The sequence below is a fragment of the Nocardia sp. BMG111209 genome (assembly GCF_000381925.1).
In the GTDB taxonomy this organism is placed as follows: domain Bacteria; phylum Actinomycetota; class Actinomycetes; order Mycobacteriales; family Mycobacteriaceae; genus Nocardia.
The window spans coordinates 898,519-911,557 of the sequence record NZ_KB907309.1; the positions used below are offsets into that span (position 1 = coordinate 898,519).

General features: G+C 68.6%; 12 protein-coding genes and 3 tRNA genes. 5 read left to right on the forward strand and 10 right to left on the reverse strand.

Features of this window, described 5'->3' with window-relative positions; genetic code table 11:
- Positions 1–86: 86 nt before the first annotated feature.
- From G361_RS0135310 to G361_RS0135340, 7 genes are all read right to left on the reverse strand, one after another.
- Entirely contained in the window at positions 87–1,874 is a 1,788-nt protein-coding gene (locus tag G361_RS0135310; protein WP_231387192.1) for an ABC transporter ATP-binding protein, read from the reverse strand.
- Between the two features lie 318 nt (positions 1,875–2,192).
- On the reverse strand, positions 2,193–2,993 hold the full coding sequence (locus G361_RS45915) for a DUF998 domain-containing protein (RefSeq protein ID WP_019931868.1): 801 nt from the start codon (positions 2,991–2,993) through the stop codon (positions 2,193–2,195).
- A gap of 88 nt (positions 2,994–3,081) precedes the next feature.
- Positions 3,082–3,498, reverse strand: coding sequence for a very short patch repair endonuclease (locus G361_RS0135320; RefSeq protein WP_036496187.1), 417 nt, complete (start codon positions 3,496–3,498; stop codon positions 3,082–3,084).
- Between the two features lie 129 nt (positions 3,499–3,627).
- Positions 3,628–4,773: a DNA cytosine methyltransferase gene (locus tag G361_RS0135325; RefSeq protein WP_019931870.1), complete on the reverse strand. Its 1,146-nt coding sequence runs from the start codon at positions 4,771–4,773 to the stop codon at positions 3,628–3,630.
- 195 nt (positions 4,774–4,968) lie between these two features.
- A tRNA-Arg gene (locus G361_RS0135330) sits at positions 4,969–5,041 on the reverse strand.
- A gap of 41 nt (positions 5,042–5,082) precedes the next feature.
- Positions 5,083–5,172, reverse strand: a tRNA-Ser gene (locus G361_RS0135335).
- A gap of 87 nt (positions 5,173–5,259) precedes the next feature.
- Positions 5,260–5,970 (reverse strand): dienelactone hydrolase family protein, encoded by a 711-nt coding sequence (locus G361_RS0135340; protein WP_019931871.1) that lies wholly within the window; start codon positions 5,968–5,970, stop codon positions 5,260–5,262.
- Positions 5,971–6,094: 124 nt separating this feature from the next.
- Between G361_RS0135340 and hisC the strand changes: the two genes are divergently transcribed.
- A complete protein-coding gene (hisC, locus tag G361_RS0135345; RefSeq protein WP_019931872.1) occupies positions 6,095–7,174 on the forward strand; it encodes a histidinol-phosphate transaminase in 1,080 nt (359 codons plus the stop codon).
- A 3-nt stretch (positions 7,175–7,177) separates the two neighbouring features.
- Here the strand turns inward: hisC and G361_RS0135350 are convergent, their stop codons facing one another.
- Positions 7,178–8,233, reverse strand: a complete 1,056-nt coding sequence (locus G361_RS0135350; RefSeq protein ID WP_063711926.1) for an alpha/beta hydrolase family protein — start codon at positions 8,231–8,233, stop codon at positions 7,178–7,180.
- 153 nt (positions 8,234–8,386) lie between these two features.
- On the opposite strand from G361_RS0135350, the gene G361_RS0135355 reads away from it, so the two are divergent.
- A tRNA-Ser gene (locus G361_RS0135355) sits at positions 8,387–8,471 on the forward strand.
- 33 nt (positions 8,472–8,504) lie between these two features.
- On the opposite strand, the gene G361_RS0135360 is transcribed toward G361_RS0135355, so the two are convergent.
- Entirely contained in the window at positions 8,505–8,954 is a 450-nt protein-coding gene (locus tag G361_RS0135360) for a YtxH domain-containing protein (protein WP_026343891.1), read from the reverse strand.
- 223 nt (positions 8,955–9,177) lie between these two features.
- On the opposite strand from G361_RS0135360, the gene G361_RS0135365 reads away from it, so the two are divergent.
- Positions 9,178–10,164, forward strand: a complete 987-nt coding sequence (locus tag G361_RS0135365; protein WP_026343892.1) for an NAD(P)H-quinone oxidoreductase — start codon at positions 9,178–9,180, stop codon at positions 10,162–10,164.
- A 6-nt stretch (positions 10,165–10,170) separates the two neighbouring features.
- On the opposite strand, the gene G361_RS0135370 is transcribed toward G361_RS0135365, so the two are convergent.
- Positions 10,171–11,376 (reverse strand): cysteine desulfurase-like protein, encoded by a 1,206-nt coding sequence (locus G361_RS0135370; protein WP_019931876.1) that lies wholly within the window; start codon positions 11,374–11,376, stop codon positions 10,171–10,173.
- A gap of 87 nt (positions 11,377–11,463) precedes the next feature.
- Here G361_RS0135370 and G361_RS0135375 point away from each other — a divergent pair, with 87 nt between their 5' ends.
- Positions 11,464–12,042, forward strand: a complete 579-nt coding sequence (locus G361_RS0135375) for a bacterial proteasome activator family protein (protein ID WP_019931877.1) — start codon at positions 11,464–11,466, stop codon at positions 12,040–12,042.
- 127 nt (positions 12,043–12,169) lie between these two features.
- A complete protein-coding gene (locus G361_RS0135380) occupies positions 12,170–13,036 on the forward strand; it encodes an ABC transporter permease (protein ID WP_019931878.1) in 867 nt (288 codons plus the stop codon).
- Positions 13,037–13,039: the final 3 nt, after the last annotated feature.

Here is a 13,039-nt window from a genome sequence, read left to right on the forward strand (position 1 = left end):
TCGCCTCGGGGCCTTTCCGGATGTCATCCGCCGGGGCGGGCACGGTTGCACCTTCTGTCACAGCGTGTTTCGACGGCGTCGGTTTCTCATCGGGCGTGGACCGGGGCATCGACCTCGCCTCCCATCAGTTCCCGGTAGCGCGGGCAGGTTTCGAGCAGTTGTTCGTGCGGGCCGTCGGCGATGATGCGGCCCTCGTCGAGGACGGCGACGCGGTCGGCCCAGGCGGCGGTGGACGGGCGGTGGGCGACCAGCAGGACGGTGGCCCCGGCGAGCGCCACGCGCAGGCGGGTCTGGACCTGTTCCTCCGTCGCCACGTCCAGGGCCGACAACGGATCGTCGAGCACCACCAGGTGACCGCCGGCGTGGCTCTGCCGGGCCAGGACGGCCCGGGCCAGGGCCAGCCGCTGACGCTGACCGCCGGACAGGCTCAGGCCCTGTTCGCCGATGCGGGTGCGCAGACCCCACGGCAGGGCCTCGACGAACTCGGTGGCGCGCGCGACCTCCAGCGCCGCGCGGACCTGGGCCTCGGTGGCATCGGGATAACCGAGCGTGACGTTCTCGTGCACGCTGGCGGAGAACAGCACCGGATCCTCGAAGGCCACGGATACGACCGAGCGCAGATCGGCCAGTCGCAGGGTGCGGACATCGATACCGTCGACGGTCACCGCACCGGGACCACCCGGCGCGCCGGCGACGTCGAACAGCCGGGCCACCAGCCCGAGCAGGGCCGATTTACCGCTGCCGGTGGCGCCGACCACCGCGACCGTCTCGCCCGGTCGCACCCGCAGCGAGATGTCGTGCAGCAGATCGCGTTCCGCGTCCGGGAACCGGAAGCGCACATGGTCGAACCGCAGATCGCCGCGTAGCAGCTGCGGCAGCGGCACCGGGCGGTCCGGATCGGTGATCTCGACCGGGGTGTCGATGATCTCCCAGTACCGCTCGGCGGCGGTGCGGGAATGGTTGAGCTCGGCGAGCAACATGCCGAAGCCGATGATCGGCCACTGCAGGAAGGTGGTCAGCGTGATGCCCGCGACCAGCGTGCCCAGGGTCATCGTGTGATGAACCAGCAGATATCCGCCGATGGCCAGCGCGGCGGCGATACCCAGCGCCGACAGCGTGTTCAGCGCCGCCCACAGCCGGGCGGCCAGCCGCGCCTTCGCCAGCTCCAGGGCCTGCAGTACGCGGGCCTGCCGGCCGAAGCGCTGCCCGAACCAGGGCCCGCGTCCGAACGCCTTCAGCACCCGGATGCCCTGCGCCGACTCCTCGACCGTGGTGGCCAGATCGCCGGACTGGTCCTGGGCGCGCCGGGACGCCAGGCCGTAGTCGCGTTCGAAGCGCAGCGCGAGCAGCGCCAGCGGCACCGCGATGGCCAGCTCGACCAGCCCGATCTGCCAGGCGAAGACGAACAGCAACCCCAGCCCGACCGCGACGGTGGCGCCCAGGGCCACCAGCGACGGCACCACGAACGCGAAGAACCGGCGCAGCGTGGACATGTCGGTGACCGCGCGCGAGGTCAGCTGCCCGGACTCCATGGCGTCGTGCGCACCGACGGAGAGGATCTGCAATTGCCGGAACATGGTGGCGCGCAAGGTGGTTTCGACCGCGGCGGCCGGCTCGGCGATGATCGCCCGGCGGGTGTAGGACGAGGCCGCGTTGATCACCGCGAGCAGCAGCATCAACAGCACCGGCGCCCAGAGGCCGGACATCTCGTGCCGCGCGACGGGACCGTCGATGACCCGGGCCGTGACCGCGGGCTGCACGATATCGCAGATCATGCCCACCCCGGACAGGGTGGCGCTCAGGTACAGCGCGCGCCGGAAGACCCGCAGGTCGGGCCACAGGCGTCGTAACGGTCCGGAACTCGGAACCGGCACAACTCCCCCCTTCATCGTCTGGAGCAGTCACGCGGAGATTCGAATCGCCCCACCCGGTCACACGGATACCGCTCACACTCTGCCCGCTACCGAACATTCACTCGAGGGCTTCTCCAGGCTGCCAGCATTCGCCCGCCGGGCCAACCGATTTTCCGTTCCCGCACACCGGCTCGAGAGATCGGCACCGGACCGTCGGCACAGCTCTCAGCGATTACGCACGGTGCGCACCGCGGCCTGTGAGCGTGCGATGTGACGCTCGTTGCATGACCCTCTTCGAGAACATCCTCGCCCTCGCCGTCATGCTGACCGTGCTCGTGATCATGGCCAGTTCCGGTGCCCTCGCCGCCACCGCGCCCCGCTCCCTGGTGGATGCTCGCCGTTGGCGACGCTGAGTTCGGCGCGGCGGGCGGTCACGCCAAGCTGCACCCCCAGCGCGATCAGCCACAGTGAGATCGACCCGATCTGGATGCGCTGCGCGATACCCAGGCCGTAATTACCCGGCAGATTGTCGGCGATCAGCATCCAGGCCGTCACCGCCGACGCGAGCACGAGTATCCACAACCCGGAATGCCGCAGCACCGGCCAGCGCCGGTACCGGAACGCCGCCGCGCTGAACGCGATCATCGCCACGAAGATCGATGTCACCGCCAGCGTGCTGGTCAGGGCATGGATCTGATGCAGCTGCGGGAACAGGCCACTGTCATCGGTTTTGGGGCAGGGATCCGGATGGCAGGTGCGCAGCGGCAACTGCGCGTCGGCGATCGTCGACATACCGAAACAACCCAGCGCCACCCAGGCCGCGATCGACAATCTGCCCCAGGAATATTCGAATATCCCCCCGATCGCGGCGATCAACGCGAGAATTCCGGTCAGCGTGTCCGCGGTGGAGAAGACCCAGCCGTAGGAACGGCCCTGCGCGTCCAGTTCGCTGAGGAACGAATTGACCGGATCGAGCCCGATCGGCAGTACGAACTCCAGCACCCAGGACGAATAACAAACTCCGGCGAGCGCCACGGCCACGGCCACGCACCAGCGCAGCACCCGCGGGCCCCGGCGTACCGGTGCCGGCGGCGGGTCCAGAACGGCCAGCCCCGCCCAGCGATGTTCCGTTGGCGTCATTGCCCTCGATTCGTAGGTTCGTCGGCCGCCACAAACTGGTCGGATGGTTGCCTCGGCACCTGCCTCCATCATGACCCACTCGATCGAGTTATCGATCGGCGAGGGCCGCCAGAACCCGATCGGCCGCCGTCACGGCGTCCTCGTGCTCCCAGATCCGCACGACCTGCCAGCCCGCAGCGATCAGCCGGGCATCGGTATCGCGATCGCGGACGACATTGCCGGCCAGCTTGTCCGCCCACCACTGCGCGTTGTTGCGCGGCGAGGTCGCGTGCTGCGGGCAGCTGTGCCAGAAACAACCGTCCACATACACCGCCACCCGGCGGCGCGGGAACACCAGATCGGCCCGGCGGCGCAGCCCGGTCAGCGGGGCCCGATCGACGAAATACCGGCAACCACGGCGATGCAACTCCCGGCGCAACGCGATCTCCGGCGCCGTTCCCACCCGCTTCTGCCGCGACATCCGGGCACTCGTCACGGCATCGGTCGCAGGCCGTCCGGAACCCATGCACCACCTCTTCAGCGCCCGGACCGGACTCGATGTTCCCACCCCGGGAAGTATCCGGCAGAGACTATCAATATTTCGTGAGGCGCACGCCGAGCTGTTCCGAGCCGATCCCGTGCCCCGCACGCGTCCTCACGCCGCCTCCTGCGGGAAGCCTCCCATGCGCAGCAGATGGTTCTCCACGTCGGCGAGGAATCCGGGTGGGAAGCGCAGGGTGCCGCGGCCGGCGCGGCGCAGGAATCCGGCGGTCGCCCGGGGGGACAGCAGCCGTGCGTCGTCGAGGAACCAGCGCAGGTCCTCGTAGGGCTCGTGCACCGGCCAGGTCGAGACCGGCACCCGATGGACGCAGCCCGCGCGCCCCCATGCGGCGGTCGGCCAGCGCGGTCCGATCAGCGGTAGTTCGTCGGGCAGCGGCTCGTCCGGGAGCGGGCCCGCCAGCCGGGAGCCGACCCAGGTCGCCATCCGCACGCTCACCGCATTGCCGACCAGTTTCCACCGATGCCCGGATCGCACCCCGGGCGCGTTCACCGCGGGCGCGGTCCAGTCCCGGGAAAAGCCCTGTAGCCGTTCGGCATCGGTGAGTCCGGGGGTGACGATCTCACCCGAGGGCAGCCGCACCGCGGGCGGGCTCGCGATACCCAGCCCGGAACCGCCCTTCAGCGTCGGCACCGCGTTCACCGCCCAGCCGAGCCCGCGCACGCCCTCGGTCCAGTAGAAGCCGCACGGATCGGTGGCCGGATCGCCGATCGTGCGCGGCCCGGCCTCGGCGCCGAACAGCACCGGCCGCGGATCTTCGGTGCGCGACGCCAGCATCAGCACCCGCTGCCGGCGCTGCGGCAGTCCGAAGGCGCGCGCGTCCACGACGCGATAGGCCCAGGTGTAGCCGAGTTCCTCCAGCGCGGTGGTGATGTGCCGCATCGCCGCGCCGCGATCCAGTTGCAGCATGAACGGCACATTCTCGATGAGCAGCCAGCGCGGGCCGCGGCGGCGGCGCACCAGCCGGAACACCTCGTCCACCAGACCGGATCGCGATCCGGTGATACCCGCCGTCCGGCCGGCCTGCGACAGGTCCTGGCAAGGGAATCCGGCGGCGACCAGATCGGTGCCGGCGGGCAGCGCGCGCAACCGGGTCACGTCGGCGTGCCGCTCGACATCCGGAAAGTGCGCCGCCAGTACGGCCTGCGCGCCCGGATCGATCTCACAGAGCAGTTCGGTGTGCCATCCGTGCGCGCTCAGACCGAGCTCCAGTCCACCGATCCCGGCGAACAGCCCGACCATCCGCGCGCCCGTCACACCCGTCCTTTCGCCTCCGACCCCGGCCACTCGCCGTCACGAACGAGTTCGTGGGTGCAGGGTACTCGAGCCACGGGGAACCCCCGGTGAACAACTCGCCCTGGAGCCCGCGAAAACGGGATGCACATCACATACGAAAACAACTGTCCCCCATCGGAATTCCGATGGGGGACAGTTCAGCGCGCCCGAAGGGATTCGAACCCCTAACCTTCTGATCCGTAGTCAGATGCTCTATCCGTTGAGCTACGGGCGCAGGCTTGTTCGATATGTAGTTGTATCGTCCGTTACCGGACATGGCGGAGGCGAGAGGATTTGAACCTCCGGTCCCCGTGAAGGGACAACTCATTAGCAGTGAGTCCCATTCGGCCGCTCTGGCACGCCTCCTGGAGCCTTCTCTTCGAGGGCACCGGTCCTTTCGAACCGCCGAGACGCAAGAGTACAGAGCAACCGCTCAGGACGCAAAACGGCTGGTCAACGCAGGTGGCTGTCGAACCAGTCGAAGATGCGGGTCACCGCGTCCGCGGGCTCGCCGGAATCGAAACGCGGCTGGTCCGCGCGGTGCAGTTGACCCGCGCAGGTGACCACCAGAGTGGCGACGGCGGCAGCCGCTGCGGCATCGCGTAATTCGTCGACCAGATCCGCGGCGATCGAGGCGTCGTCGGCGCCGTACAACCCGAGCCACGGCGCCTGCAGCAGCGGCGCGGCGTGCACCAGCGCGGGCGCCTCCTCGGTCAGCGGCGTCACTATTCCGGGGGCGGCGACGCTGATCGCGGCGCCGATCGGGCGGTTGGTGGCGACCAGGAAGGCGGCGGTGCCGGCGGTGTCGAAACCCAGCACCCCGACGCAGTCCGGGAACACCCCGTGCCCGGTCAGCCAGTCGAAGGCGGCATCGAAATCGTCGAAGAGGTCCTGGCCGAATACGGCGTCCGCGATGTCCGGATCGCGATGGAACAGGTGCGGCGCGACCACGATCCAGCCGTCACCGGCCAGCGATCCCATCAACTCCAGCAGCGGAACGGCGAATTCGCGCGATTCGTGCAGCACCACGATGCCGCCGCGACCCACCCCCTCCGGTTCGACGACGGTGATGGGCACCCGTGTCTCCAATGCCGCCTGCGGCCCGCCCGCCGCCTGCGGAATTCGGTCGCGCACGAGTGCAGTGTCCCGGTAGACGCCCGACATGTCGCCATAATAGTTCGCGGATGTAGCTTCGTCAGAAATCCTTTGTAACGGGTGCGCACCCAAAAATTTTCCGGCAGGTTGGGCGGTGCGATCCCGCTCGTCCGGCACCCTTTACTGTAGTGATGTGAACGCTCGTATTCGCCCGGACCTCGCGTCCATCCCGGCCTATGTCGCGGGCCGCAGCCTGCCCGACGTGGTCAAGCTGGCCAGCAACGAGACCACCTTCGGCCCACTGCCGTCGGTGTCCAAGGCCATCGCGGAGGCGGTCGAGCAGGTCAACCGCTACCCGGACAACGGCGCCGGCGAATTGCGGGCAGCGCTGGCGAAGTTCCTCGGCGTCGAGACGGAGAACGTGGCCGCGGGCTGCGGCAGCGTCGCGCTCTGCCAGGAACTGGTGCAGATCACCTGCGACGCGCCCACCGACGAGGTGATCTTCGCGTGGCGGTCCTTCGAGGCATATCCGATCGTCACTCAGGTGGGCAATGCGCGGGCCGTCCCGGTGCCGCTGACCCCCGAGTTCACCCACGATCTCGACGCGATGGCCGCGGCGGTCACCCCGCGGACCAAGCTGATCTTCGTCTGCAACCCGAACAACCCGACCGGCACCGCGGCCGGTCGCGCCGAACTGGTCGAGTTCCTGGACAAGGTGCCCGAGCACGTGCTGGTGGTGCTGGACGAGGCGTACTACGAATACCTGCGGCTGCCCGAGGACGACTTCCCGGACGGCATCGCGATCCGCCGCGACCGGCCGAATGTGGTGGTGCTGCGCACCTTCTCGAAGGCCTACGGCCTCGCGGGCCTGCGGGTCGGCTACGCGGTCGGCGACCCCGAGGTCATCACCGCGCTGCTGAAGGTGCACATTCCGTTCAGCGTGAACCGGGTGGCCCAGGCCGCGGCCATCGCCTGCCTGGAGGCCCGGCACGAACTGCTGGACCGCACCGACGGGGTGGTCGCCGAACGCGAGCGCATGCGCGCCGCCCTCATCGCGGCCGGCTACACCGTGCCGCCGAGCGAGTCCAACTTCTTCTGGCTGCCGCTGGGCGACCGCTCCGCGGCGTACGGCCGGGCCAGCGAGGAGGCGGGCGTGGTGGTCCGCCCGTACGGCACCGACGGCGTGCGGGTCACCGCCGGCGACCCGCACGAGAACGACCTGTTCCTGGCCTTCGCCACCGACGCGGCCACCCGCACCCGCTTCCTCGGCTGATCCCTACTCCGCGCCCAGAGCCGCCGCCAGCGTCGGCCAGGCGTGGGCCAGATCGTCGGCCCAGTACCGCCACGAGTGGGTGCCACTGGGCCGCATATCGACCGTCGCCGGAATCTGCATGCGCGACAACCGATCCGCGAGCACCATCGTGCAGATGTTCGCCCCGGCCTCGAGCGGACCGCCAAAGACGACCGCGTTCAGCGCGTCCATGGTGGCCGCGCTGTCGAACGCACCCGGCAGCCCACTTCCCGCGGACAGATAGATCGCCTTGCCGCGCAAGGCTTCCGCGTTCATGAGCACATCGTGTGCCGCCCAGTCCGGATCGTCCTGGTCGCCGAACATGTTGTCCGGATTGCCACCGTAGGTCTGCACCACCGCCCGGGCCTGGGCCTGCCCGAACTCCGACCCCATCGCATAACATCCGCTGTGCGCGGCCACGGCTCGATACAGCCCCGGATTTCGCATCACCAGCATCGTGGCGGCCTCGGCCCCCATCGACACGCCCTCGATGGCGTTGTGCCCGTTGCCCCCGAACTCCGCATCGATCAGCGGCGGCAACTCCTTGGTGAGGAAGGTTTCCCATTTGTTGTTGCCCAGCACCGGATCCGGATGCTGCCAGTCGGTGTAATACCCCGCCGGCCCGCCCACGGTCGCCACCACATTCACCTGCTTGTCGGCGAAGAAGTCCGCCGCATTCCCTTGATCGAGCCAACTGTTCCCGTCGTCGCTGGCCGCCCGCCCGTCGAGCAAGTAGACGGTAGGCCGCGGCGTGTCCCGATCCGCTGGCAGCAACACCTGAACCTGTACGGTCCGCGCCATCGCCGGGGAATTGACGAATACTCGCAGCCACCGATCGGAGATCTCCTCGACATGGTCGATGGAGACTTCCTCCGGAGCCACCGGTCGCACCACCCAGGGCACCCCCCAATCCGCCGACCCCGTAGGGGGCAGACCGGGTTCCGCCTGGGCGGGCGACGTCACAGCCAGGGCCGCGTGAGATACGAACGCAGCACTGACGAAGACGCCGGAAAACCGGCGCCACGTGCGGCGACCACCCATGCCGCACACTCTGACAGCGCCAATAGCAATCCAGCAGCAAATAAACCCGTGTCCACTGGATTGTGACCCGCGCCACATCCGCGCACCTCACCGATTGTGAATCCCCCACCACCCGCCAGTAGTCTGAAACGGCCCCGGCACCGCCCGGAGCAAGGTGGGTTGCCCGAGCGGCCTAAGGGAACGGTCTTGAAAACCGTCGTGGTTCACGCCACCGTGGGTTCAAATCCCACACCCACCGCAAGGTCGGGTACCTGCTGTGAGGTGTTGTGGGTCAGTCGTTCCGGTGTCGGAAGCCGAGTACGGCTCTGAGGAGGCCGCTCGAGGCGTAGGCGGCCGCCCAGATCGAAATCACGATGAGGACAACGAACATCGGTAGCCAGCTGTTCTTGTCGTGATCGACGCTCCACCAGACGCCCGTGAACAGGATCATGCTGATGAACAGCAGGATGTCGCGTAGGCCACCGCGATACGTTGCGGCCGCTCGGCGGAGCGGGCGGTATCGGTGGACGGTCGCGACCAGATCGTCGACGCGGGTATCGATACTTCGTTGCAGGGCGGCTCGCCGCTCCACATCCTCCGACGGCAGACGGTCCAGCAGGTCCATGTCCTGTCTGATCCCCTTGCGGACGTCCGGCCCCTTCAGGTAACCCGCCGCCGCGCCGAGAATTACTCCGCCCGCGATGGGTGCCAGGCCCAGGGCTAGGTCTGCGACAGCGGGCATGGCTCGGGCTCCTTTCGGTCAGGGGTCCTGCGTATCACGCCGTGCCGCGCATCGAGGGTCGACGCTTCGGGGCGGTAGCGGATTGACGGGGACGGCGGCGGGGACGCCGAGCATCGTGGTAGCTCTGATCGGCGTTGGTGCCCGACTCGCCCGAGCACCGGAAACGCGGGGAAGACGGGGGGAGGGACCCACGGCCACGGTGGGGCGCGGGACAATCGTGCGCGTGTACGCAATCACACTGGATGGTTTCGGTGGGCCCGAGGTGATGCGGTGGGCTTCGGTGGCCGATCTGCCTGCGCCCGGGCCCGGGGAAGTGCTCGTCGATGTGGCGGCGGCGGGGGTGAATCGGGCCGATCTGATGCAGCGGCAGGGGTATTACCCGCCGCCGCCGGGGGCCAGCGAGGTGCTGGGGCTGGAGTGTTCGGGGGTTGTCGCCGCCGTGGGGGCGGGGGTGCGGGACTTCGAGGTGGGGCAGCGGGTTTGTGCGCTGCTCAGTGGTGGGGGGTATGCGGAGCAGGTGCTGGTGCCCGAGGGGCAGGTGTTGCCGGTGCCGGCGGGGTTGGATCCGGTTGCGGCTGCGGGGTTGCCGGAGGTGGCGGCCACCGTGTGGTCGAATCTGGTGATGCGGGCGGGGTTGCATGCGGGGCAGTTGCTGCTGGTCCACGGGGGTGGGAGTGGGATCGGGACGCATGCGATTCAGGTGGCGGTGAGTTTGGGGGCCCGGGTTGCGGTGACGGCGGGGTCGGGGGCGAAATTGGCTCGGTGCAAGGAACTCGGGGCCAGTACGCTGATCAATTATCGTGAGGCGGATTTCGTTGCGGTGCTGGGGGATATGGGTGGGGCCGACGTGATTCTCGACAATATGGGGGCCGCTTATCTCGGGCGGAATGTCGAGGCGCTGGCGCCGGACGGGCAATTGTGTGTGATCGGGATGCAGGGTGGGGTGCGGGGGGAACTGAATCTCGGTGCGCTGCTGGGGAAGCGGGGGACCATCCATGCCATGGGGTTGCGGGGGCGGCCCACCACCGGGCGGTCGGGTAAGGCCGAGATCATCGGGGAGGTGCATCGGCAGCTGTGGCCGTTGGTCGCCGAGGGGGTGGTGGCGCCGGTGATACATGCCGAGTTGCCGGTCACCGAGGCTGCCGAGGCGCATCGGCTGCTCGATTCGCCGGAGACCGTGGGGAAGGTGATTCTGCGGATTCGGGACTGACGGAGGTCAGCGTTCCAGCGCGGTGAGGGCGCGGCCCAGCTGGTCGATCTCGAATCTGGTCGTATAGGGGGCCAGGCCCACCGTGACCGCGCCGCCCTCGTCGTTGACGCCGAGAGCGTCGAGGAGGCGGCTGCCGCCGTGGATACCGCTGAGGGTGCCGATGCGGTGGTCGGCGAGTTTGGCGGAGATCTTCTCCGCCTGCATCCCGGCGATGGTGAAGCTGACCGTGGGGATGCGGGTGGAGGCGCGGCCGATCACGGTGAGATCGGGGATGCGGTCCAGGACGGTCATCAGATGTTCGAACAGATGGTCCTGGTAGTCCTGTAACGAGCTGATCGAGATTTCCAGGCGTTCGCGGCGGGTGCCGCCGGCCTGTTCGTCGAGGCCGGCGAGGTAGTCGATCGACGTGGTCAGGCCCGCCAGGAGGGCGTATTGATGGCCGCCCACCTCGAGGCGTTCGGCGCCCTTCGCGTACGGATTCAGGGACATCGCGGGGATACGGTCCAGGAAGGCGGGGTCGCGGAAGACCAGGGCGCCGATCTGGGGGCCACCCCAGGCGGGGGCGGACAGGGCGATGACGTCGGCGTTCAGTTCGGTGATGTCGATGAGGGCGTAGGGGGCCGCACCTACACAATCGGCCACCAGGAGCCCGCCCACCTCGTGGACCCGGTCGGCGGCCACCCGGACCGCGGGGGCCGAGCCGACTATCGGGGAGGCCGCCGTGAGCGCGACCAGGCGGGCGGTGGGGCCGATCAGTTCCTCGAACTGCCAGGCCGGCATCTCGCAGGTCTCGATCTCGACCTCGGCCCAGCGGACGTGGGCGCCGTAGCGGTTGGCGATGCGCAGCCAGGGGGCCACATTCGCCTCGTCGTCCAGGCGCGACAACACGATTCCGGTGCCGAGTCCGAGTCGCGAGCTCAACGATTCGGACAGCCAGGCCAGCAGGACGGCCCGGTCGGGGCCCAGCACCACCCCCGCGGGATCGCCGCCGACCAGATCCGCGACCGCCTCGCGGGCTCCCTCCAGGATCGCGGCGCTGCGCTTGGCCGCGGTGTGCCGATTGGTGTGACTGAACGCCGAGGTGCGGAAACCCGTCGACACCGCCCTGGAGACCGAATCCGGAACCAGCATGCCCGCCTGCGGGTCGAGATGGATCCAGCCGTCGCCCAGGGACGGTATGAGGCCCCGAACCCTCGCGACGTCGTAAGTCATGCGAGCCACTCTAAGGGCACCCGGCGAGACGGCGTAACCGTGTTCCCGCATTTAGCGCGCCGCGCCGATACGCGACATGATGGGGGCATGACGCACCCGGACGGAGCACCTGATTCCATCGTGGTGATCGGACCCGAGGGCCGACCGCTGGTCGTACCCGCCGGTCAGATCGTCGGCGGGCAGGTCGTCGGCGACAGCGGCGACCACGCGGGCGATGCCGACACCGACAGCAAGGACGAATCGCTGGCCGACATGGTCGAACAGCCGGCGAAGGTCATGCGCATCGGCACCATGATCAAACAACTGCTCGAGGAGGTCCGCGCCGCACCGCTGGACGACGCCAGCCGCAGCCGGCTCAAGGAGATCCACACCACCTCGATCCACGAGCTGGAACAGGGCCTGGCCCCGGAACTGCGGGAGGAGCTGGAGCGGCTGGCGCTGCCGTTCAGCGACGACGGCATCCCGTCCGACGCCGAACTGCGGATCGCCCAGGCCCAGCTGGTCGGCTGGCTGGAGGGCCTGTTCCACGGCATCCAGACCGCGCTGTTCGCCCAGCAGATGGCGGCGCGGGCACAGCTCGAGCAGATGCGGCACGCGCTGCCCCCGGGCATCAACACCCCGCAGGACGGCCGCCAGAGTGGTTCCAGCGGCGGACAGTACCTCTGAATCGAGCGGCGAGCGGATGGCGGATCGGGGTCCTCGTGAATCACCCCGATCGGCTGGTCACTCTCCTGCCGGGGAGCGGACACCGCTACAGTCGAGCACTGTGCCTGCAGCTGCCCCCGCTGAATCGGTGACCGCGGACGAGACTCCGGCCGACGCCCCCGCGTTGCCGGCCTCGGACTCGCAGTCGTTCCGACGCGCCTTCAAGGATCTGAGCGACGGGTTCGCCCAGCGCGAGCTGTGGCTGCAGCTGGGCTGGCAGGACATCAAGCAGCGGTACCGGCGTTCGGTGCTGGGCCCGTTCTGGATCACGATCGCGACCGGCGTCCAGGCGGCGGCGATGGGCGTGCTGTATTCGGCACTGCTGCATCAGCCGATGCGGTACTACCTGCCGTACGTGACCATCGGCCTGATCGTCTGGAACGTGATCCAGAACTCCATCCTGGAGGGGTCGGAGGTCTTCATCGCCAACGAGGGCCTGATCAAACAGTTGCCCTCGGCGCTGAGCGTGCACGTGTACCGGCTGGTGTGGCGGCAGTTCCTGTTCTTCGCGCACAACGCGGTGATCTATCTGGTCATGGCGGTGGTCTTCGGGCTGTGGCGCAATCTGAGCTGGACCTGTCTGCTGGCGATTCCGGGCATCCTGCTGGTCTTCGCGAATTCCATGTGGGTGTCGGTGGTGTTCGGCATCCTGGCCACTCGCTACCGCGACATCGCGCCGATCCTCTCCAGCACCACCCTGATGCTGTTCGTCCTGACCCCGGTGATGTGGAGTACGAAGGCGCTGGAGGACCGCGGCGGTTCGGTGAGCGAGCGCGCCCGGCTGGTCCAGGTCATACCGACCTATCACTATCTGGAGATCGTGCGCGCTCCCCTGCTGGGTGAGCACATCGTGCTGCACAGCTGGCTGCTGGTCCTGACCATCACCGTGGTCGGCTGGATCGCGGCGATCCTGGCCATGAAGCAATTCCGTTCCCGCGTCCCGTACTGGGTGTAGAGG